General features: G+C 72.5%; 21 protein-coding genes and 1 riboswitch. Of the genes, 5 read left to right on the plus strand and 16 right to left on the minus strand.

The window, feature by feature from the left end; all coding sequences use genetic code 11:
• The first annotated feature begins 61 nt into the window (after positions 1–61).
• A complete protein-coding gene (locus AB4091_RS13275; protein WP_442292212.1) occupies positions 62–703 on the plus strand; it encodes a TIGR03085 family metal-binding protein in 642 nt (213 codons plus the stop codon).
• A gap of 27 nt (positions 704–730) precedes the next feature.
• On the opposite strand, the gene hisF is transcribed toward AB4091_RS13275, so the two are convergent.
• Complete coding sequence (gene hisF / locus AB4091_RS13280) at positions 731–1,504, minus strand: imidazole glycerol phosphate synthase subunit HisF (RefSeq protein WP_442292213.1); 774 nt, start codon at positions 1,502–1,504, stop codon at positions 731–733.
• Positions 1,505–1,548: 44 nt separating this feature from the next.
• Here hisF and AB4091_RS13285 point away from each other — a divergent pair, with 44 nt between their 5' ends.
• The 4 genes from AB4091_RS13285 (at position 1,549) to AB4091_RS13300 (ending at position 7,930) form a co-directional block, all read left to right on the plus strand.
• Positions 1,549–2,136, plus strand: a complete 588-nt coding sequence (locus AB4091_RS13285; RefSeq protein ID WP_442292214.1) for a hypothetical protein — start codon at positions 1,549–1,551, stop codon at positions 2,134–2,136.
• A gap of 2 nt (positions 2,137–2,138) precedes the next feature.
• The gene (locus AB4091_RS13290; protein WP_442292215.1) at positions 2,139–3,335 is read left to right on the plus strand and encodes an MFS transporter; all 1,197 of its coding nucleotides are present in this window, start codon (positions 2,139–2,141) and stop codon (positions 3,333–3,335) included.
• Between the two features lie 234 nt (positions 3,336–3,569).
• Positions 3,570–7,370, plus strand: coding sequence for an IPT/TIG domain-containing protein (locus AB4091_RS13295; protein WP_442292216.1), 3,801 nt, complete (start codon positions 3,570–3,572; stop codon positions 7,368–7,370).
• Positions 7,371–7,447: 77 nt separating this feature from the next.
• Positions 7,448–7,930, plus strand: a complete 483-nt coding sequence (locus tag AB4091_RS13300; RefSeq protein ID WP_442292217.1) for a group II truncated hemoglobin — start codon at positions 7,448–7,450, stop codon at positions 7,928–7,930.
• A gap of 70 nt (positions 7,931–8,000) precedes the next feature.
• Here the strand turns inward: AB4091_RS13300 and AB4091_RS13305 are convergent, their stop codons facing one another.
• The 15 genes from AB4091_RS13305 to def form a co-directional block, all read right to left on the minus strand.
• On the minus strand, positions 8,001–8,639 hold the full coding sequence (locus AB4091_RS13305; protein WP_442292218.1) for an NAD(P)-dependent oxidoreductase: 639 nt from the start codon (positions 8,637–8,639) through the stop codon (positions 8,001–8,003).
• Between the two features lie 146 nt (positions 8,640–8,785).
• Positions 8,786–9,325: a flavin reductase family protein gene (locus tag AB4091_RS13310; protein ID WP_442292219.1), complete on the minus strand. Its 540-nt coding sequence runs from the start codon at positions 9,323–9,325 to the stop codon at positions 8,786–8,788.
• The gene (locus tag AB4091_RS13315; protein ID WP_442292220.1) at positions 9,322–9,891 is read right to left on the minus strand and encodes a PH domain-containing protein; all 570 of its coding nucleotides are present in this window, start codon (positions 9,889–9,891) and stop codon (positions 9,322–9,324) included. The genes AB4091_RS13310 and AB4091_RS13315 overlap by 4 nt, the downstream gene beginning before the upstream one ends.
• A gap of 45 nt (positions 9,892–9,936) precedes the next feature.
• Positions 9,937–10,782, minus strand: a complete 846-nt coding sequence (hisG, locus tag AB4091_RS13320) for an ATP phosphoribosyltransferase (RefSeq protein ID WP_442292221.1) — start codon at positions 10,780–10,782, stop codon at positions 9,937–9,939.
• A gap of 14 nt (positions 10,783–10,796) precedes the next feature.
• Entirely contained in the window at positions 10,797–11,060 is a 264-nt protein-coding gene (locus AB4091_RS13325; RefSeq protein WP_028785574.1) for a phosphoribosyl-ATP diphosphatase, read from the minus strand.
• 44 nt (positions 11,061–11,104) lie between these two features.
• On the minus strand, positions 11,105–11,590 hold the full coding sequence (gene ribH / locus AB4091_RS13330) for a 6,7-dimethyl-8-ribityllumazine synthase (protein ID WP_442292222.1): 486 nt from the start codon (positions 11,588–11,590) through the stop codon (positions 11,105–11,107).
• Positions 11,587–12,831: a 3,4-dihydroxy-2-butanone-4-phosphate synthase gene (gene ribB, locus AB4091_RS13335; RefSeq protein WP_442292223.1), complete on the minus strand. Its 1,245-nt coding sequence runs from the start codon at positions 12,829–12,831 to the stop codon at positions 11,587–11,589. The genes ribH and ribB overlap by 4 nt, the downstream gene beginning before the upstream one ends.
• Positions 12,828–13,433 carry a riboflavin synthase gene (locus AB4091_RS13340; protein ID WP_442292224.1) on the minus strand — a complete coding sequence of 202 codons (606 nt, stop codon included), beginning with the start codon at positions 13,431–13,433 and terminating at the stop codon, positions 12,828–12,830. The genes ribB and AB4091_RS13340 overlap by 4 nt, the downstream gene beginning before the upstream one ends.
• 33 nt (positions 13,434–13,466) lie before the next feature.
• Entirely contained in the window at positions 13,467–14,567 is a 1,101-nt protein-coding gene (ribD, locus tag AB4091_RS13345) for a bifunctional diaminohydroxyphosphoribosylaminopyrimidine deaminase/5-amino-6-(5-phosphoribosylamino)uracil reductase RibD (RefSeq protein WP_442292225.1), read from the minus strand.
• 2 nt (positions 14,568–14,569) lie between these two features.
• Positions 14,570–15,331 carry a nicotinamide riboside transporter PnuC gene (gene pnuC, locus AB4091_RS13350; RefSeq protein WP_442292226.1) on the minus strand — a complete coding sequence of 254 codons (762 nt, stop codon included), beginning with the start codon at positions 15,329–15,331 and terminating at the stop codon, positions 14,570–14,572.
• Between the two features lie 117 nt (positions 15,332–15,448).
• Positions 15,449–15,577, minus strand: a riboswitch (FMN riboswitch).
• Positions 15,578–15,685: 108 nt separating this feature from the next.
• A complete protein-coding gene (rpe, locus tag AB4091_RS13355) occupies positions 15,686–16,342 on the minus strand; it encodes a ribulose-phosphate 3-epimerase (RefSeq protein ID WP_442292227.1) in 657 nt (218 codons plus the stop codon).
• A 29-nt stretch (positions 16,343–16,371) separates the two neighbouring features.
• Entirely contained in the window at positions 16,372–17,148 is a 777-nt protein-coding gene (locus AB4091_RS13360) for a class I SAM-dependent DNA methyltransferase (RefSeq protein WP_442292228.1), read from the minus strand.
• Positions 17,149–17,330: 182 nt separating this feature from the next.
• Complete coding sequence (locus AB4091_RS13365; RefSeq protein ID WP_442292229.1) at positions 17,331–18,908, minus strand: RsmB/NOP family class I SAM-dependent RNA methyltransferase; 1,578 nt, start codon at positions 18,906–18,908, stop codon at positions 17,331–17,333.
• Positions 18,901–19,848 carry a methionyl-tRNA formyltransferase gene (fmt, locus tag AB4091_RS13370; RefSeq protein ID WP_442292230.1) on the minus strand — a complete coding sequence of 316 codons (948 nt, stop codon included), beginning with the start codon at positions 19,846–19,848 and terminating at the stop codon, positions 18,901–18,903. The genes AB4091_RS13365 and fmt overlap by 8 nt, the downstream gene beginning before the upstream one ends.
• Before the next feature lies 1 nt (position 19,849).
• The gene (def, locus tag AB4091_RS13375) at positions 19,850–20,395 is read right to left on the minus strand and encodes a peptide deformylase (RefSeq protein ID WP_442292231.1); all 546 of its coding nucleotides are present in this window, start codon (positions 20,393–20,395) and stop codon (positions 19,850–19,852) included.
• Positions 20,396–20,518: the final 123 nt, after the last annotated feature.

The raw sequence follows: 20,518 nt of genomic DNA on the forward strand, positions 1-20,518 counted from the left end.
CGAGGCCGGGATCCAACGAGTTGTTCGCGGCCTCGTCCGCGGACCCTGACAGGATGAGGACATGACGCGCCACGCCAGGTCCGAACGCCTCCTGCTCTGCGACGAGCTCGACCGTCTCGGACCCGACCGGCCGACCCTCTGCGAGGGCTGGCAGACGCGCGACCTCGCCGCCCACCTGCTGGTCCGCGAGACCCGCCCCGACCTCTCGGTCGGCCGTTTCGTGCCCTTCCTCGAGGGACACCTCGACCGCGAGCAGGGCAAGATCGCGAACGGCGACTACGCCGCCCTCGTCGACCGGGTGCGCCGGGGAGCGCCTGCCTGGAACCCGATGTCCAACGCCCGGGTCGACGAGATCACCAACCTCGTCGAGTACTTCGTGCACCACGAGGACGTCCGTCGGGCGCAGACGGGATGGGAGCCGCGCGAGCTGGCTCCACAGCTCGAGGGCAAGCTGTGGTCGGCCCTGCGTCGCTCGGCGCGCCTGATGTTCCGCAAGGCGCCGACCGGCATCGTGCTCATCGCCGAGGGTCAGGGCCGGTATGCCGCCAGGCTGCCCGACGCCCATGGCACCGTCGTCCTGCGTGGGCCGGTCGGCGAGCTCGTGCTCTACGCGTACGGCCGCAAGAGCGTGGCCCGGGTCGGGTTCGAGGGCGACGCCGACGACATCGCCGCCCTGCAGGGCGCCGAGCTCGGCATCAGCTGAGCGCCGTCCTCGACCTCAGGACGACCCTCAGCGAACGGTGACCCCGGCCGCGCGCAGCGCGTCCTTGACCTCGCCCACCGTGAGCTCTCGGAAGTGGAACACGCTGGCGGCCAGGACGGCGTCGGCGCCGGCCGCGACGGCGGGAGCGAAGTGCTCGACGCGGCCCGCCCCGCCACTTGCGATGACGGGCACCGAGACGGCGGCCCGCACGCGCCGGATCAGCTCGATGTCGAAGCCGTCCTTGGTGCCGTCGGCGTCCATCGAGTTGAGCAGGATCTCGCCGGCGCCGAGCTCGGCGGCCCGGGCGCACCACTGCACCGCGTCGAGGTCGACGGGCGTGCGCCCACCGTGCGTCGTCATCACGAAGTCGTCGGTCGGGCGGCCGTCGTCACCGAGGCGTCGGCGCACGTCGGCCGACAGGACGAGCACCTGCGCCCCGAAGCGGCTCGCGATCTCGGAGATGAGCTCAGGACGCGCGATCGCAGCCGTGTTGACCCCGACCTTGTCGGCTCCGGCGCGGAGCAGCCGGTCGACGTCGTCGACCGTGCGCACCCCGCCGCCGACGGTCAGCGGGATGAACACCTGCTCGGCGGTGCGGCGGACCACGTCGTAGGTCGTCTCGCGGTTGCCGCTGCTCGCCGTGACGTCCAGGAACGTCAGCTCGTCGACACCCTGGTCGTCGTAGACCTTGGCGAGCTCGACGGGGTCACCGGCGTCGCGCAGGTTCTCGAAGTTGACGCCCTTGACGACGCGACCGGCGTCGACGTCGAGGCAGGCGATGACTCTCGTGGCGACGGGCATGCGTCAAGGCTAGGCCAGCGTCGCGACCGGCTAGGGTCGCGCCCATGTGGGACGAGGTGACGAGGCCGCCGACCGAGGAGCACGTCGCCGCCGTCGCTTCTCTCGCGCGGGCCGCCGAGCCGCGTTGCGGTGACGTCGTGGTCGTCGCACTCGACGGTCCCAGCGGGGCGGGCAAGACGACGCTCGCTCGCGGGGTCGAGCTGGCGCTGGCCGCCGACGGTCCGGTCGCCGTGGTCCACATGGACCACCTCTACCCCGGCTGGGACGGCCTCGCCGAGGCCCCGGACCTGCTCACCAGGCAGGTGCTCGAGCCCCTCTCGCGCGGCGAGCACGCGGCCTACCGGCTGTGGAGCTGGGTCCGTGAGCGCTGGGCCGGCACCCAGGACGTGCCTTCGTGCCGCTTCCTCGTCGTCGAGGGATGCGGAGCCAGCGCGGGACCTGCCCGGCCGTATGCCGCCGTGACCGTCTTCGTCGACGCGGACACCCGGCTGCGCCGGCGGCGGGGCATCGCGCGCGACGGCGAGGCCTACCGGCCGCAGTGGCAGCGCTGGGCCGACCAGGAGACGTGCCTTTTCGCGGCCGACTCGACGAGGGCCCGGGCAGACCTCGTCGTCGACACATCTAGTCTCTGAGGGTGCCCCGACGAGACCGCGCGATCCGGCCCCTGCCACCCGTCTGGGTCATGGCGGTGGCTCTCGTTGCCGTGGCCGCGAACCTGCGTGTCGCCATCACCAGCATCCCGCCCCTGCTCGACGCGATCTCGGCCGACCTCGGGCTGAGCCACGCGGCGGCCGGGGCGCTGACGACCCTGCCGGTGCTCTGCATGGGGCTCTTCGCCCCCGTAGCGAGCCGCGTCGCCCACCGGATGGGCGCCGCCGGGGCGGTGCTCGCCGCATCGCTCAGCATCGTCGTCGGCACCGCGAGCCGCTTCAGCGGCGGCAACGTCGTCGTCCTCTACGTCGGCACCTTCCTGTGCGGGGTCGGCATCGCGGTCGCCGGCACGCTGCTGCCGCGCCTGGTCAAGACGTACTTCCCGCCCGAGCGCACCGGCCTGGTGACCGGCCTCTACATGCTGGCGATGATGGGTGGTGCGGCGGTCAGCTCCGCCGTCGCCGTGCCGCTCGCCGACCGCCTCGGCAGCTGGCAGGGCTCGCTCGGCTCGTGGACCGTCGTCGCCGTCGTCGGCGTGCTCGCCTGGGCGCCGTTCACCGTCCGCGCCAACCCCCACCACACACCTGACGAGGAGGGGCCCGGCCGCCTCCCGTGGCGCCACCGCACGGCGTGGCTCGTCGCCGGCTACCTGGCCCTCCAGTCCTGGTGCTTCTACTCCGCCGTCACGTGGCTGGCCCCGACGTACGTCGAGCACGGCTGGTCCCGTGGGTCGGCGGGATACCTCGCGGCGGCCTTCAGCGGCGCCCAGATCGTCTCGGGGCTGCTCGGGCCGGTGCTCAGCGACACGGCTCGCGACATGCGGCGCCTGCTGCTGCCGGCCGCGGCCCTCGGCGTCGTCGGCTGCCTCGGCATCCTGCTCGCGCCGCTGTCGGCACCGTGGGTCTGGGCGGTCGTCGCCGGCCTCGGGCAGGGCGCGGCCTTCTCGCTCGCCCTCGTGCTGCTCGTGCGGTACGCCCGCACCCCCGAGGCGAGCGGGCGCCTGACCGGCATGGCCTTCCTCATCTCCTACGGCATCGCCTCCGTCGGCCCGCTCGCGATGGGCCTGCTGCGCGACGTCAGCGGCAGCCTCTCGCTGGTCTGGCTCGTCCTCGCTGTCTTCGGCAGCGTGCAGGCACTGGTCGTGATCCGGCTGCGCCCGGACCTCCCGCGGGTCGACTGAAACCGGCGCGGCGGGGCCGTTTCGAGGCTCCGCACGGGTGCCTCCAGCACCACATCTGGGGCTGGTGTTGCGGTTGGGGCGCCCCAATTAGGGCGAAACCGCGTACAAGGCGACATATGCCCATGCAGACTGCTCGGCGGACGTGCTGACTGCAAGGAGAACCGACGAATGATGCCACCGAAGACGCCGATCGCCCGACATCGAACCCGCTCCCAGCGTGTCGGAGGGCGGGCCGTGGCAACACTGGTCTCCCTGACCGTGCTCGCGGGCATCCCGGGCCTGGCGACCGCACCGGCCGCCGGCGCAGCTCCGGCCACCCCCGCCGCAGTGGCTTCGCCGGCCGCCGTCACCACCACCGCCACCGTCCCGGCGGCGCCTGCCCTCTCGGTGGTGGCAGGCCCGGCGAGCGGAGGCACCTCGGTCGAGCTCTCGGGAACCGGAGTGGGCGCCGCCACGAAGGTCCTGTTCGGGACCTCCGCCGTCACCGCCGTCACCAAGGTCTCCGAGACGCGGGTCCGCGTCGTCACCCCGGCGCACGCTGCCGGCGTCGTGAGCGTGCAGGTCACCGCCCCGGCCGGAACCTCGCCGCTCTCGACGCGCTCGAGCTTCGCCTTCGACGCGGTTCCCACCCTGACGGCACTCTCGGCGCGTACCGCCACGACTCCCGGCGGCACCACGCTCACCGTGACCGGAACCGGCCTCACCCGCGCGAGCGCCGTCCTCTTCGGCAGCACGCCGGCGTCGGGGCTGACGAGGGTCAGCGCCACCCAGGTCCGCGTCACCGTCCCGGCGCACGCCGCAGGCTCCGTCGACGTACGCGTCGTCACCCCCGGCGGCACCTCACCGGTCGCAGCCGTCGGCAGGTTCACCTACACGACCCCACCCGTCGTCCTGCCGCCCACGGTCACCGGGCTCTCGGCCGCGGCGGGCCCGACGCGTGGAGGGACGGTCCTCACCGTGACCGGAACGCACTTCTCCGGCACCACCAGGGTGACCTTCGGCACCTACCCGGGGACGCAGCTCTCGGTCCTGTCGAGCACCCAGCTGCGTGTCACCACGCCGGCTCGCCCGGCCGGCGCGGTCTACGTGCGCGTCACGACCGCTGCAGGCACGTCCGGCAGCAGCCCGACGTTCACCTACGACGCCGTGCCGACGCTCACGCGGGTGTCCCCCGCCTCGGGCGGGACCGGAGGCGGGGCGACGGTCACCCTGACCGGCACCGGTCTGGCCCGGGCGTCGGCCGTCCGGTTCGGCACCACGCCTGCGGCGTCGCTCACCCGGGTCTCGGCCACGACCGTGCGCGTGACGACGCCGGTCCACGCCGTCGGCGCCGTCGACGTCCAGGTGACGACACCGGGCGGCAGCACCGCCCTCACGTCCGCGACGCGCTACACGTTCTACCTGCCGCCGGCCATCTCGACGCTGTCGGTGCCGTCCGGCCCGATCCGGGGCGGCACCGTCGTCTCGATCACCGGCGCGCGGTTCGCGGGTTCGACCCGCCTGCTGTTCGGCGACACCGTCGCCAGCTTCACGGTCGTCTCGCCGACCTCCATCCGCGCCACGGCGCCGCCCCACGCGGCGGGCGTCGTGAGCGTGCGCGTCACGAACCCCAACGGCACCTCGGCCACGACGGCAGCCACCAGCTACGAGTACGAAGCGGTCCCGACGGTCACCGGTCTCACGCCGGTGACCGGGCCACCGGCCGGTGGCACCGTCGTCACCCTGACCGGCACCGGCTTCGGCCGGGCGACCGCCGTCAGCTTCGGCACCACCACGACGACGAAGATCGTGCGGGTGTCGGGGACGACGCTGCGGGTCACGACCCCGCCGCACGCCTCCGGTCCGGTCGACGTCCGCGTCACGACGCCGGGCGGCCTCTCCCCCGTGGGCGCCGGCGCCCGGTACGCGTACGGCTCCCCCCCGGTGCTCAGCACCCTCTCCGTGTCGGCCGGTCCCCTCCGGGGCGGCACGGTGGTGACCCTGACCGGTGCCCACCTCGCAGAGGTGGGTGAGGTCCGCTTCGGCACCACGCTCGGCACCGGTCTCGTGCGCGTCTCCGACACCAGCCTGCGCGTGACCGCGCCGGCTCACGCCGAGGGCGTCGTCGCCGTGCGTGCCACCAACGCCAACGGGACCAGCCCGGAGACCGCACGCACGAACTTCGAGTACGTCGGCATCCCGGGCGTGAGCTCGTTGTCCGTGCCCGCCGGTCCGCTGACCGGGGCCGGCGTCATGACGATCACCGGCACCCGCCTGTCCCTCGTCTCTGCAGTCGACTTCGGCGGCCGCCCGGCGACCGGGCTCGTCCGGGTCTCGGCCACCACGATCCGGGTCACCGTCCCGAGCCACGTCGTCGGCACGGTCGACGTCCGGGTCACCACTCCGGGCGGCGTCTCCGCGGTCGGCCCGGCGGGCAGGTTCACCTACCAGCCCGTGCCGACCGTCAGCGCCCTGTCCCCGGCTCTCGCGCCGACGAAGGGCGGCAGCGTCGTCACCCTGACCGGCTCCGGCTACGACCGCGTGGACCGCGTCACCTTCGGAGGCGTGCCGGCCACGGCGGTCACGCGGCTCTCCGCGTCGCAGCTGCGGGTCACGATCCCGGCCCACGCCGAGGCCGACGTCGACGTGCGGGTCACGACCCCCGGCGGCACCTCGCTCGTCGTGCCCGCCGGACGCTTCGCCTACCAGGACGTCCCGGTCATCACGTCCGTGTCCCCGGCCTCCGGCCTGCTCGACGGCGGGAACGTCGTGACCCTGCGCGGCACGTCGTTCACCGTGGTCACCGGCGTCTGGATCAACGGCACCCCGGCGACGAGCGTGACCCGCGTCTCCGCCACGCAGCTGACCGCCGTCGTGCCGATGCGCATCGCGACGGGCTCCGTCCCGGTGAAGGTGACGACGCGCGCCGGCACGGTCACCAAGGCCAACGGGTACACCTACATCGCGGGCTCGACGCTGGAGCCCGGGCAGGTGCTCCTCGGTGGATCGGCGCTCGTGTCCCCCAACGGCACCTACAAGGCCGGGATGCAGACCGACGGCAACCTCGTCATCGTCTCTGGCGGTGTGGCGCGGTGGAACAGCGGGACGAGCGGAGTCGGCAACCGCCTCTTCGTGCGCTCCGATGGCCAGCTGGCGATCATGAGGGCCGACGGCAGCCTGGCCTGGACGGCCGGGACGAACGGCTGGACCGGTGCCGTCGTGACGATCACCGACGACGGCCTGCTCCAGCTCCGTCAGGGCGGCACGCCCGTCTGGGACCACCGCGGCGTCAGGTACGACCGCCTCCTGCCCAACCAGGTGCTGCGCTCCGGTGAGTCCATCACCGCGACGAGCAAGGCCTGGTCGATGACCATGCGCACGGACGGCAACCTCGTGCTCGCCTCGGCGGGGGGCACCCGCAAGTGGGCCTCCTTCACGGCCGGCTCGGGCAGCTACGCCGCGATGCAGACGGACGGGAACTTCGTGGTGCGGAACAGCCAGGGCACCGTGCTCTGGTCGACGAAGACGTCCGGCGCCGGCTCGGTCATGCGGGTGCTCGGCACCGGCAACGCGGCCGTCTACCGCTCGACGACGGTGACGTGGGCCGTCGTGGGCGGACCGGCGCCGTCGGACTGGTCGTGCTACTCACGAGCGACCCAGAACTGCATCACCCGCTTCGGCTACTACGGGCAGCGAGCCTGGAACTACCCCGTCGACGCCTGGGGGAACAACTGCACGAACTTCTCGGCGTACCGGCTCTCGCTCGACGGCGTCAGGAACCCGGGCAACCTCGGCAACGCGGAGAGCTGGGACAACAACGCGCGGGCCAAGGGTTTCGCGGTCGACCAGGCGCCGCGAGTCGGTGACATCGCCCAGTGGAACTCGAACCACGTCGCGTACGTGGACTGGGTGAGCGCCGACGGCAACCAGATCGCGATCTCCGAGAGCGGCTACGGGGGCACCATCCTCGGCAGGACGTACACCTCGATGAGCGGGCGTCGCATCATCGCCCGCACGAGCTCGTCCTGGCCGTCGAACTTCATCCACTTCCGCTGACGGTGGGCCCGGGACCGAGCGCGCGATGCCGGTCCCGGGTCCTTGTCGCACCACGCTCCGAGTGGGAACCTGCGTCGGTGGCCACCTCGATCTACGAAACCGTCGGCGGCATGCCGGCCCTGACCGCGCTCGCGCACGCCTGGCACGAGCGTTGCCTGACGGATCCCGTTGTCTCGCATGCCTTCTCGCACGGCTACCACCCTGACCACACCGCTCGTCTGGCGGCATACTGGGCCGAGGCGCTGGGTGGTCCGCCGACCTACACCGCGGGGCTCGGGAGCGAGAGCGAGGTGGTGCGGATGCACTCGGGCAACGGTCCCCACGTCGAGATGGACCAGAGGGCGGTGGCCTGCTTCGCCGACGCCGTCGACGACGCGGGGCTGGGCGGCGACCCGGCCGTACGCGACACGCTCGTCGCGTACTTCACGTGGGCGACGGCATACATGAGCACCTACCACGACTCGGCAGGCGACGTCCCGGACGGCCTGTCCGTGCCGAAGTGGTCGTGGGACGGGCTCGTCGACGGCACCGACTCTCGTTCCACCCGGCCCACCGACTAGCCCCCCGCCGCGCCTGACCCTGCAGGTCACGGCGACGAACAGGCCCGTTCGAGACGGCCAGCACGACCTCTCAGTACGCGACGCTCATGTGCGCGCGGTGGCGGGTGGGGTTCTCGATCTCGTCGACGATCGCCGCGGCGAAGTCCCCTCCGGAGATGGTGGAGCCGCCCTCCTCGTCGACGAGCGCCACGTCCTCGCCGACCCTGTATCGGCCAGTACGCTCACCGGCCGCCCACGCCCCGTACGCCGCCGCCGGGCTGACGAAGACCCAGTCCAAGGCCTCGGGGCCCTCTTCGGCGAGCAGGACGCGGGTCGCCTCCCCCTCGAGTGCCTCGTCGCGGAACTGCTCCGGGATGTCGCCTTCCACGAAGCGCGGCGCTCCGGGCGCGGGGCGCAGCGAGCTGTACCCGCCGACCTGGAGGTAGCGCGCGCCGGCAGCGGCCGACTGTCGGGCGAGGTCACGGTAGGTGTCCACGAGGCGCCCCGCCATGTCGCCACGCGGCGACAGCGCCGCCACGACCGCGTCGGCCCCGGGGATCACCCGCCCTGCCACCTGCTCGACGGTGCCGGTCTCGTATAGCACTCCGGCGACCGGGTCCTGCGGCTCGGACCGGCTCACCGAGACGACCCGGTGACCCCGGGCAGTCGCCTCGCGGACGACGTTGCCCCCGGTGTACCCCGTGCCCCCGAAAACGACGACCGTGGCCATCTGGACCTCCTGGCGCTCACGATGGTTGGTTGAGTTGTCAACTTACTCGCTGATCCGCCGGACGGCCAGAGCCGCATCGGTCCCTGGAGGCCCGTTGCGACAGCGAGTCCTCCGGCCCCCGCCCTGCGCTGAGCGGGCGGGCGGGGTCAGCCCCAGTAGTCGTCCATCGGGGACGGCGCCTCCTCGGCGCCCGAGGACGTACGCCGTTCGGTGACGGTGAAACGCCCACGGTAGAAGAGCATCGGGCGGCCGGACTCGCCGTCCTCGAGCTCGAGGACGCGTCCGACGACGACGTCGTGGTCGCCGGCGACGTGCACCTGCTCGACGGCGCAGTGGACGCGCATCAGCACACCGGGCAGGCTCGGGCCGCCTCGCTCGGACGGCTCCCAGTCCAGCCCCTCGAAGCGGTCGCCCGCCGTCGAGCCGAAGCGCCCGATGAGCTCACGCTGCTCGTGGCGCAGGACGTTGACCGTGAAGCGCCCCTGGTCGCGCATGCGGGGCCAGGACCGGCCCCGGTGGTCGGCGCAGAAGAGGACGAGCGGAGGGTGCAGCGACACCGACGCGAAGGACTGGCAGGCGAACCCGACCGGCTCGCCGTCAGCAGCGATCCCGGTCACGACCGTCACGCCGGTCGCGAAGTGACCGAGGGCGTGCCGCATGCGCTCCGGGGTCGGCTCGCCGGTCACGAGTCGTCCTCGGAGTGGTCCGGGTCGGCCGGGCCGGCGGGGTCGGCGGGGTCGTGGCGACCACCCTGGCCACCGGGGCCGCCCGGTTCGGGCGTCTCGCCGAAGGCCTGGACGAGAGCGGCGAGCCGTGAGGCCTCACGCCCCGACACGTCACCGTCGGCCTTCTGGATCGCCATGACCGCGACCGTGTCGCCGTCCTCGAGGTCGAGGCTCACCCACGGTTCACCGCCGCCGAACTGCACGCGCACCACCTCGGCCCAGTCCAGGGTGCGGGTCAGCACGAGGTTGCGCACCACCAGGCCGTCGCGGCTGGGCACTGCGACGATCGAGGCGTAGCGCCAGGCCACGAAGGCGAGAGCCGCACCGAGCGCGAAGAACATGACCCGGTCGCCGACGCCCCAGCGACCGTCGGCCTGCGTGGGCATGACGACGGCGATGGCACCGAAGACGACGAGCGAGGTGCACGCGACGCCGAGGGCGACCGCGCGCCCCCGCCGCGGGCGGAAGGGCGCGAGCGGGTCGGCCGCGGCCGTGGGCTCGCGGGAGGCCGCCGGCTGGTCGGTCATCGCGTCGTCACCGTCATCGTCATCGGTCGTCACCGTCGCCGCGGGTCACAGCCGGCAGGCCGCGATGTCGGTGACGAGGATCGCGCGGGCGCCGAGGTCGTAGAGCTCGTCCATGAGCCGGTTGCGCCCGAGCCTCGGCACCATCGCGCGGACGGCAACCCAGGCCTCGTCCTGCAGCGACGAGACGGTGGGCGACTCGAGGCCCGGAGTGACCTCGCACGCCCGGTCGACGAGATCCTTGGGGCAGTCGTAGTCGAGCATCACGTAGGTGCGGGCTGTGATCACGCCCGCGATGCGGCGCTGCAGCACCTCGATGGCCTGCGCCTCACCGGGACGGTCGCCGCGGATGAGCACGGCCTCCGAGCGCAGGATCGGCTCGCCGAACACCTCGAGCCCCTGCTGCCGCAACGTGGTTCCGGTCTCGACGACGTCGGCGATGCAGTCGGCGACCCCGAGGGTGATGGCCGTCTCGACGGCCCCGTCGAGCCGCACGACGTCGGCCGTGAGCCCACGCGCCGCGAGGTCAGCACGCACGAGGCCGGCGTACGACGTCGCTACGCGCTTGCCCGCGATGTCGGCGACGGTGCCCACGTGGCCCGGTTTGCCGGCATACCGGAAGGTCGACGCACCGAAGCCGAGCGCCATGACCTCGACGGCGGACGAGCCGGAGTCGAGCAGCAGGTCGCGCCCGGTGACGCCGGCGTCGACGGTGCCCGAGCCCACGTAGACGGCGATGTCACGGGGACGCAGGTAGAAGAACTCGACGTCGTTCTCGACGTCGGTCACCACGAGCTCCTTGGTGTCACGACGCGTGCGGTAGCCCGCCTCGCGCAGCAGCTCCACGGTGGCGTCGGACAGGGAGCCCTTGTTGGGCACGGCGATTCGCAGCATGGCGTAGACAGTCCTCAGAGGTGGGAGTAGACGTCGTCGAGCGAGATGCCCTTGGCGAGCATGAGGACCTGCAGGTGGTAGAGGAGCTGGCTGATCTCCTCGGCGGCCTCGTCGTTCGACTGGTACTCGGCCGCCATCCACACCTCGGCCGCCTCCTCGACGATCTTCTTGCCGATCGCGTGGACGCCGGCGTCGAGCTGCGCGACGGTGCCCGAGCCCTCGGGTCGCGTCTGCGCCTTCTCGGCCAGCTCGGCATACAGCTGCTCAAAGCTCTTCACGGTCGCCCAGCCTACGGGCCACCGCCCGGCGACCTGACCAGTGCTCACGTCGTGGCGGTGCCGGCCTGCGAGACCGCCCTGAGCGCGACCACGGTCGCGACGGCCGCGGTCGCGGCCTCGTGGCCCTTGTCCTCGGCCGAGCCCGGCAGCCCGGCGCGGTCGAGCGCCTGCTGCTCGTCGTCGCACGTGAGCACCCCGAAGCCGATCGGTGTGGCCGTGCGCACCGAGACCTCCGTGATGCCCGACGTCGCCGCGTGACACACGTAGTCGAAGTGAGGCGTGCCGCCGCGGATCACGACGCCGAGCGCGACGAGCGCGTCGAAGCGCCCGGCGAGGGCGGCGCACGCCACCGAGAGCTCGAAGGTGCCGGGCACCCGGACGACGTCGACCTCTGTCACGCCGGCGTCGGCCAGCCCGCGACGGGCGCCGTCGAGCAGGCCGTCCATCACCTGCTCGTGCCAGCTCGCCGCGACGACCGCGACGCGCAGCCCGCTGCCGTCGGTGCTGAGGGTGGGGGCGCCGTCCTTCATGCCGTCTCCTTGCCGCCGTGCCGCTCGCCCGCGGCCGGGATGTCGTGACCCATCCGGTCCCTCTTGGTGACCAGGTAACGCTCGTTGTCGTCGCCGATCGGGCCGTGCAGCCGTTCGACCGCGACGACATCGAGGCCGAGGTGGCGCAGGGCCGAGGTCTTCTTCGGGTTGTTCGTCAGCAGCACGACCTCGGTTGCACCGAGGTCGTGCAGGATCGCGGCCCCGGCGGCATACTCGCGGGCGTCGACCGGGAGCCCCAGGGCCGTCTGCGCGTCGACGGTGTCGGCGCCGCGGTCCTGTTGGGCGTACGCGCGCAGCTTGTCCACGAGACCGACGCCGCGTCCTTCGTGGCCGCCGAGGTAGACGACGACGCCGCCCTCGCGGCCGACGCGGGCCAGGGCGGTCTGCAGCTGGGGCCCGCAGTCGCAGCGCAGCGAGCCGAAGGCGTCGCCGGTGAGGCACTCCGAGTGCAGTCGGGTCAGCACGGGGCCGGAGCCGCTCAGGCCCTGCAGGCCCCGCGGGCTGACGAGCGCGACGTGCTCGTCACCCGTCAGGGTGTCGCGATAGCCGTAGGCGGTGAACGTGCCGTGGACAGTGGGGATGCGCGTCGTCGCGAGTCGCTCGACCCGGTCGAGCCGCTGCCGGTGGTCGATGAGCTGCTCGATGGTGATGACCGGGAGGCCGAACTCGCGACCCAGGTCGACGACCGCGTCGAAGCGCATCATCGTGCCGTCGTCGTGCACGAGCTCGCCGATGACGCCGACAGGCGGCAGTCCGGCGAGACGCGCCAGGTCCACCGCGGCCTCGGTGTGGCCCGGCCGAGTGAGCACGCCCCCGTGGCGTGCGCGCAGCGGCAGGATGTGGCCTGGGCGGATGAGGTCGGACGGGGTCGAGGCGGGGTCGGCGAGCACCTGCACGGTGCGCAACCGGTCGGCCGCGCTGATGCCGGTCGTCACGCCCGTGGCGGCGTCCACCGAGACGGTGTACGCCGTGCGCAGCGGGTCGCGGTTCTCGGCCACCATGAGCGGGAGCTCGAGGTGGTCGGCGACCTCGTCGGGCATCGGCGCGCAGAGGTAGCCGGAGGAATGCCGGATCGTCCATGCCATCCAGTCCTCGGTGGCCGTCGCGGCGGCGAGGACGAGGTCGCCCTCGTTCTCGCGGTCCTCGCTGTCCAGGACGAGCACCGGGCGGCCTGCCTGCAGGGCCTCCAGCGCAGCCTCCACGGTCGAGAGCGTGGTCATGACGCGACCTCCTGGCGGTGGGTGAGCAGTCGCTCGACGTACTTGGCGATGACGTCGACCTCGAGGTTGACGACGTCGCCGACTCCCTTGTGCCCCAAGGTGGTCAAGCCGAGTGTGGTCGGAATGAGCGAGACGCCGAAGGCGTCGTCGCCGACGTGGGCGACGGTGAGAGAGACACCGTCGACGGTGATCGAGCCCTTCTCGACGACGTATGCCGCGAGGCCCGCCGGGAGCGTGAAGTCGACCGTCTCCCAACGGTCCCCGGGCGTTCGCGCCGTGATCGTCGCAGTGCCGTCGACGTGGCCCTGGACGACGTGGCCGCCGAACCGGCCGTCGGCGGGCATCGCGCGCTCGAGGTTCACCCGGTCACCCTCGCGCAGCGCACCGAGGCTGCTGCGGTCGAGCGTCTCGGCCATGACGTCGACGGTGAAGCCGGTGCCGTCGTGCTCGGTGACGGTGAGGCAGACGCCGTTCACCGCGATCGATGCGCCGTGGGTGGCGTCGCTGACGACGAGCGGGCCCTCGATGCGAAGGACCGCGGACTCTGCGCCGAGCTGGATCCCGGCAACGGTGCCGAGCTCCTCGACGATTCCGGTGAACATTCCTGTCTCCTCAGGTTCTCTGCGCAGCTGCGCTCAGTGGTTGGGAGCCGCGGGGGCGAGCAGCTCGGGGCTGTCGGTCGTGTCGGCGGTGCCGGACGCCGGCGCCACGCGATCCGGCCCCTCGACGTGCGGCACGGCGTGGATGCGTACGTCGCCCCCGACGACGACGACCTCGTCGAGGTCGAGACGCCGCATGCCACCGATCGAGTCGACGCCGAGGTCGGCAACGGCGGTGCGGCCGCCGCCGAGCAGGGCCGGGGCGACGTAGGCGTAGACGTCGTCGACGAGACCGGCTCGCAGGAACGCAGCGGCGAGCGTCGGGCCGCCCTCCAACCAGACGTCACGAACTCCCCGGTGCCACAGTGACTCGAGTGCCTGGCGCGGGTCGCGAGTCTCCAGGTGGACGACCGCCCCCGGTGCCGCCCACACGCGCGCGTCGGGGGGCACCGGCCGCAGCCCCATCACGACGCGGAGGGGTTGGTCGGGCGCGAGCCCGCCGTCCGGCATACGCACCGTGAGCCGTGGGTCGTCGGCGAGCACGGTTCCGGTGCCCACGAGGACTGCGTCGCGGGTGCCGCGCAGCACGTGCACGTCGGCGCGAGCCTGCTCACCGGTGATCCACTGGCTGGTGCCGTCGGCGGCGGCGCTGCGGCCGTCCAGCGTCGTCGCCAGCTTCCACGTCACGAGTGGCCGGCCCAGCACCACGGTGCGGGCCCACCGGGCGTTGAGCGCCTCGGCCGCCTCGGCCAGCACCCCTCCCATGACGTGGACGCCGGCCGCATGCAACCGTTCGGCGCCGCCGGCGGCGTCCGGGTTCGGGTCCGACTGGGCGAAGACGACGCGCGACACGCCTGCGTCGATGAGCGCCTCGGTGCAGGGGCCGGTGCGGCCGGTGTGCGAGCAGGGCTCGAGCGTGACGTATGCGGTGGCTCCCCGCGCGGCGACGCCGGCCGCCTCCAACGCCTCGATCTCGGCGTGGGGCGACCCGGCCCCGTGGTGGTGGCCCTCGCCGACGACCCTCCCGTCGGGTCCGACGAGAACGCAGCCGACGCGCGGGTTCGGGTCGGGCCACGGCCCGGACGCGGCGAGCTGCAGCGCCCGTCGCATCCAGGCCGGTGCCGTGGAGTCGCCCATCGTCAGGCCGTCGTCGATCCGGCCAGCTGGGGCTCGACGTCCTTGGTGTCGACCCGGGACGCCTTGACCCACTGCGTGAAGCCGTAGACGACGAAGAGGCCGTAGAACGTGTAGAGCACCGCGGTGGGCACGTAGTTCGTGGCGAAGCCGAAGGGCACGCCGACGAGGTCGACGCCGATCCAGGCGAGCCAGAACTCGTTCCAGCCGCGCGCCATGGCGTAGGTGGCGACGATCGAGCCGACGAAGATCCAGGCGTCGCACCAGTAGAACCACCACTCGGGCGTGAAGAAGGGGTTCGGCGAGAGGTTCCAGAGCCAGACGAAGGCCTGGTGCACCACGACGGTGCCGACGAGCCAGAAGACGACGACGGCGACCCGCTCGCGCTGTGTGGCCCAACGGGGCGTGATGGCGACGCCACTCCCGTCGTGGGCGTGGTTGAGGCGGCGCACCTGCGACCAGCGCCACCAGCCGTAGATGCTCGTGATGATGAAGAAGACCTGGCGACCGGCCTGCCCGAAGAGCGGGATGCGCTCGTCGGCGCCGAACACGGCCCCGAGGTACACGAAGAAGAGCATGACGTTGGCGATGATGCCGACGGGCCACGCCCAGACCCACCGGCGCATCCCGAGGTAGGCGGAGGCGAGGCCGATGAGCACGCCGATCAGCTCCAGCCAGTGCAGCTGGTAGGGCCCGATCGGGATCGCGGCGTCGATGGCCTGCTGGAAGACGTTCTTCGTCTGGTCGGCCAGAGCAAGAGCCTGCATGTGGTGTTCGTCCTTGGTCGTTCGTCGGTGCACGGACGAACTCCGGGGTACTCCACACGCCCCACGTGGACCGGGACCGACAACACAGGCCGGAAACCCCAGACCACGACGGCCTGTCTCGCGCTGCCTCCCATCCGGACTTTCACCGTCGGTCCCGGAATTTCACCAGGTCAACCGGCCGCTGGATGCGGTCGGGTCGCGGACTTTAACCGCCGGCTCGGAATTACACCGACCCCGGAGCACGTACGGCCAGTATGCACCTGCGGGGGTCAGGTGCACACACCGTGACCACGTGACGGCCACCACGACCGCCGTCGACCTGAGCCGGCCGAGGCAGACGAGCGCGCCCGCGCGTCAGTGCCGGTGGGCGCCGGCGAGCACGCGCAGCTCGTCGACGGCCTTGGCGGCGTCATCGGCGCCGTAGACGGCCGACCCGGCGACGAACACGTCTGCGCCGGCCTCGGCGCACTGCTCGATCGTGTCGGCGCTGACTCCGCCGTCCACCTGGATCCAGATCTCCCCGCCGTGCCGGCGCACGGCCTCACGCACCTGTGCGACCTTCGGCATCTGGTCGGCCATGAACGACTGGCCGCCGAATCCGGGCTCGACGGTCATGACGAGCACCATGTCGAGCTCGGGCAGCAGGTCCGCGTACGGCGCGAAGTCGGTGCCCGGCTTGAGCGCCATCGACGCGCGGGCCCCCGCCGAGCGCAGCGCTCGGGCCAGCGCACGGGGGTCACGGGCGGCCTCGATGTGGAAGGTGACCGACTGGCAACCGGCCTCGGCGTACTGCGGCGCCCACCGGTCGGGGTCCTCGATCATCAGGTGCGCGTCGATCGGGATGGGGCTCACCTCGAGCAGCGCCTCGACCACGGGAAGCCCGAGCGTCAGGTTGGGCACGAAGTGGGCGTCCATGACGTCGACGTGAGCCCAGTCTGCGTTGGCGATGCGGCCCAGCTCGGCCTCGAGGTTCGCGAAGTCGGCGGACAGGATGCTCGGTGAGATCTGCACCCGCACAGCCTAGGGGCGCAGCCGATCCCTCAGTCGGTGCCCTTGACCCACACCGACACGTGGGACTCCGACTCGGCGGTGAACGGCGCCCTCGTCCAGTCGGCCCACCGGGCGTTCAGCGTCAGACCGGCGAGACGCGCCATGAGGTCGAGCTCGGACGGCCACACGTAGCGGTGCGCCGACGTGCCGCACGTCGCGAGCCGCCGCCCACGGGAGTCGAGCCCAGCCTGCGTGAAGTGGTGCGACACCAGGTGCTGAGTCACGACGTCGACGGTGTCCAGACCGACATGCCGCTCCCCCACGTGGAAGGGGACGGCATACTGCCCCGGCGGCATGCGCCGCAGCTGCGGGACGAACACCTCGATGACGAACGCACCCCCGGGAGCGAGCTGCTCGGCGGCGGTGCGGAAGCACTCGACCTGCTCGTCCTGCGTGAGCAGGTTGGTGATGGTGTTGTAGACGAGATAGACCAGCCGGTAGCCGGTTCCGACCCGCGTGGACGCCATGTCGCCGATCGTCACGGGCATGCGGTCGCCACCCGGCTTGCGCCGCAGCTCGGCGACCATGGCCTCGGAGAAGTCGATGCCGTGCACCTCCACCCCGCGCTCCTGCAGTGGCAGGGCGACCCGCCCGGTCCCCACGGCCAGCTCGAGCGCCGGCCCGTCACCGGCGAGCTCGTGCAGCACGTCGACCGTGGGGCCGAGGATCGCCGGATCGAACATGTACGCCGACCCCGCGTCGTAGGTCGGGGCCACGCGCTCGTCGAAGGGGCTGGGGGCGAGGTCGTCCATCGCGTATGCCGTCACTCCCCCACCCTGCCCAGCCACGCGGGGCGGGTCGAGGGAGTTTTCGACGCGCCGACCTGCATGCGCCCCGCTGGAAACTGCGCACTCGGGCATCGAGTGCGCAGTTCCCGACACGACACGCCGTCGGGAACTGGGCACTCGACGTGAAGCTGGGCGCGCGGGTGGTGAGGCCTGGGGGCAGGTCAGTGCTTGCGCAGCAGGGCGAAGAACATGGCATCGGTACCGTGGAGGTGGGGCCACAGCTGGACGTACGGCCCGTCGCCGAGATCCTCCAGCGGTCGTCCGGAGGCGTCGACGAACAGGCTTCGGGCGTCGAGGACCTCGATGTCGCCCCGCCCCTTGACCGCGTCGGCCACGACGAAGCGGGTCTCGTTGAGGTGCGGGCTGCACGTCGCGTAGCCGACGAGGCCGCCGGGGGCCGTGGCGTCGATGCCGGAGGTGAGCAGCTCGCGCTGGAGGCCGGCCAGGGCGGCGACGTCGTCGGGCGTGCGGCGCCAGCGTGCCTCCGGGCGTCGGCGCAGGGCACCGAGCCCGGTGCAGGGCGCGTCGATGAGCACGCGGCTGAAGCCTTCGTGCTCGACCTCGCCGAGGTCGCGCCCGTCGCCCTCGCGCACCTTGAGACTCACGTCCGCGTCGCGTGCGGCGGCTCTTGCAGCCGACAGCGTCTGCCACACCAGGTCTGCACGGTGCTCGCTGATCTCGTTCGCCACGAACGGAACTCGTCGCTCGATGGCGAGCGCCGCAAGCAGTCCGGCCTTTCCGCCGGGTCCGGCGCACAGGTCGAGCCAGCGCTCGTGCGTCGCTGCCTCACCCTTCACCTCGGCGCCCGCGAGGGCGAGGACGAGCAGCTGGGAGCCTTCGTCCTGAACCGCCGCGCGCCCGTCGCGAACGGCTGCGATCGCGCCCGGGTCGCCCTCTGGCAGGGTCGCGCCGACGGGGCTGAGACCTGAGCGCCGAGCGCCGTCGTGTTCGAGCTCGTCGAGCGAGGCCAGGCCCGGTCGAGCGACCAGTGAGACCTTGGCCGGGTCGTTGTCGCTCTCGAGCAGCGCCCTCAGCGACTCGTCGACCGTCGGTGCCGAGGCCGCCCCGTGCCCGATCAGCGCCGCGCGCAGGGCCTTGGCGACCCAGACCGGGTGGGAGGTGCGCAGGGCCAGGCGTTCGACGGGGTCGTCGATCCCTTCGGTCACGAGCGAGACCCACTCGTCGGGCGCGCGCTCGCTGATGCGCCGCATGACCGCGTTGACGAAGCCGGAGGCCCCGGCCCCGTTGACCTGGCGTGCGAGGGCCACGGTCTCGTCGACCGCCGCGTGGGTGGGGACGCGCATGCCGAGCAGCTGGTGGGCACCTAGCCTCAAGGTGTCGAGCACGTTGCCGTCGATCTTGTCCACCGGGCGGCCTGCGGCCGAGGCGATGATCGCTTCGTAGAGCCCGGAGAGTCGTGTGGCTCCGTAGACGAGCTCGGTGGCGAAGCCGGCGTCACGACCGCGGATCTGCTTGTCGCGCAACAGTTTAGGGAGAACGAGGTTGGCGTAGCCGCCGTCGGCCACGTCGCGCATCGCTGTGTAGGCGACCAGTCGGGCCGGGTCGGTGCGGCGGGCTCGCTCGGACGGCCGCAGCTCGGATCGGTGGCCGGCGGAGCGCTCTCGCGCCTGCGGTCGCTGACGGTCGCCACGACGGCCGTCGCCTCGACCGGAGCCGGGACCCCCGCCACGTGCGTTGCGAGCGCCGGGTCGGCCATCGTCGCGGTGTTCGTCACTCATCGCCGACTCGCTCCCCCGCGTCGATGCGCGTGCCACGGGCCCAGTCAGCGGCAGCCATCAGCTTCTTGCCGTGGGCCTGGACCTGACCCAACCGCACGGGCACCGTGCCGGTTCCGACGAACACGGCCTGCTTCGTCACGAGGAGCACCCCGGGCGCGAGGGGCTCGCGCGTCGGCAGGTCGTCGACAGCCGCCACGCTCAGCGCAGAGACCTTGAGACGCTCGCCGCGGAAGGTCGTCCAGGCCCCCGGTGCGGGCGTGCAGCCACGAACCAGCCGGTCGATCGCCAGGGCAGGGCGCTGCCAGGCGATGCGGGCGTCGTCGACCTCGATCTTCGGGGCGAGCGACACCCCGTCGGACGGCTGGGGCTGCGCGACGAGCTCGCCCGCCTCGAGACCGTCGAGGGTGGCGACGAGCAGGCCGGCGCCGGCGACCGACAGCCGCCCGAGCAGGTCGCCCGCGGTGTCCGTGGGTCGGATCGTCTCGGTCATCACCCCGAGCACCGGGCCGGTGTCGAGGCCTCGCTCGATCACGAACGTCGTGGCACCCGTCACCTCGTCGCCCGCCATGAGCGCGCGCTGAACGGGTGCGGCGCCACGCCAGGCGGGCAGCAGGGAGAAGTGCAGGTTCACCCAGCCGAGGCGAGGGATCGTGAGCGCGTCGGCGGGGATCAGGTTCCCGTAGGCCACGACCGGGCAGGCGTCGGGGGCCAGCCCTCGCAGCGTGGCGAGGAAGTCGGGGTCCTTCACCCTGGCCGGCGTCAGCACCGGGACCCCGAGCTCCTCGGCCCGACGCCGCACCGGGGAGGGCTCGAGACGTCGGCCGCGACCTGACGGCGCATCGGGCCGGGTCACCACGGCGACGATCTCGTGGCTCGAGGCCGCGACCGCATCGAGGCTCGGCACCGCCGCTTCGGGGGTGCCTGCGAAGACCACTCTCATGTCACATCGCCCGGCCGAACGTGGAGTGGGGGCTGATGCGCACCTCGGGCGGGTTGTCGGCGAACCACTCGGCCTCGCGGATCGCCCGCATCGCCTCGCGACGGGCCGCCGGGTCGAGCCGGTCGACGAAGAGAATGCCGTCGAGGTGGTCCGTCTCGTGCTGGACGCAGCGCGCGAGCAGCTCGGTGCCCTCGACGACGACGGGCTCGCCGTGCATGTTCTGCCCCTTGGCCACGACCGTGAGGGCCCGCTTCGTGTCGAACGCGAGACCGGGGATGGACAGACACCCTTCGGGCCCGTCCTGCTCCTCGTCCGAGAGGTCGAGCACGGGGTTCACGAGGTGACCGAGCACGCCGTCGACCCAGTAGGTGAAGACCCGGAGCCCGACGCCGATCTGTGGTGCCGCGAGCCCCGCTCCGGGTGCATCGAGCATGGTGTCCTCGAGGTCCTTGACCAGCACCCGCAGCTGCTTGTCGAAGTCGACGACCTCGGCGGCCGCGGTGCGCAGCACCGGGTCACCGAAGAGGCGGATGTCCTTGATCGACACGAAGACGGGTCCTTCGGACGGGGTCGGGCGGGCAGCGCCGATTCTAGGCCCGCAGTGCCTCGTGCGGCCCACCACCCGGCGGGCCGCCCGTCGCCACCGACCAGGTGATGGACGTTCGCCGCC

This window comes from Terrabacter sp. 2RAF25 (assembly GCF_052115265.1).
Lineage (GTDB): Bacteria > Actinomycetota > Actinomycetes > Actinomycetales > Dermatophilaceae > Terrabacter.

Excerpts from the sequence above, each read along its gene's own strand:
- AB4091_RS13275 (WP_442292212.1), top strand. The coding sequence starts at position 62 with ATGACGCGCCACGCCAGGTCCGAACGCCTCCTGCTCTGCGACGAGCTC.
- hisF (WP_442292213.1), bottom strand. The coding sequence starts at position 1,504 with ATGCCCGTCGCCACGAGAGTCATCGCCTGCCTCGACGTCGACGCCGGT.
- AB4091_RS13285 (WP_442292214.1), top strand. The coding sequence starts at position 1,549 with ATGTGGGACGAGGTGACGAGGCCGCCGACCGAGGAGCACGTCGCCGCC.
- AB4091_RS13305 (WP_442292218.1), bottom strand. The coding sequence starts at position 8,639 with ATGGCCACGGTCGTCGTTTTCGGGGGCACGGGGTACACCGGGGGCAAC.
- AB4091_RS13315 (WP_442292220.1), bottom strand. The coding sequence starts at position 9,891 with ATGACCGACCAGCCGGCGGCCTCCCGCGAGCCCACGGCCGCGGCCGAC.
- hisG (WP_442292221.1), bottom strand. The coding sequence starts at position 10,782 with ATGCTGCGAATCGCCGTGCCCAACAAGGGCTCCCTGTCCGACGCCACC.
- ribH (WP_442292222.1), bottom strand. The coding sequence starts at position 11,590 with ATGAAGGACGGCGCCCCCACCCTCAGCACCGACGGCAGCGGGCTGCGC.
- ribB (WP_442292223.1), bottom strand. The coding sequence starts at position 12,831 with ATGACCACGCTCTCGACCGTGGAGGCTGCGCTGGAGGCCCTGCAGGCA.
- AB4091_RS13340 (WP_442292224.1), bottom strand. The coding sequence starts at position 13,433 with ATGTTCACCGGAATCGTCGAGGAGCTCGGCACCGTTGCCGGGATCCAG.
- ribD (WP_442292225.1), bottom strand. The coding sequence starts at position 14,567 with ATGGGCGACTCCACGGCACCGGCCTGGATGCGACGGGCGCTGCAGCTC.
- pnuC (WP_442292226.1), bottom strand. The coding sequence starts at position 15,331 with ATGCAGGCTCTTGCTCTGGCCGACCAGACGAAGAACGTCTTCCAGCAG.
- AB4091_RS13365 (WP_442292229.1), bottom strand. The coding sequence starts at position 18,908 with ATGAGTGACGAACACCGCGACGATGGCCGACCCGGCGCTCGCAACGCA.
- fmt (WP_442292230.1), bottom strand. The coding sequence starts at position 19,848 with ATGAGAGTGGTCTTCGCAGGCACCCCCGAAGCGGCGGTGCCGAGCCTC.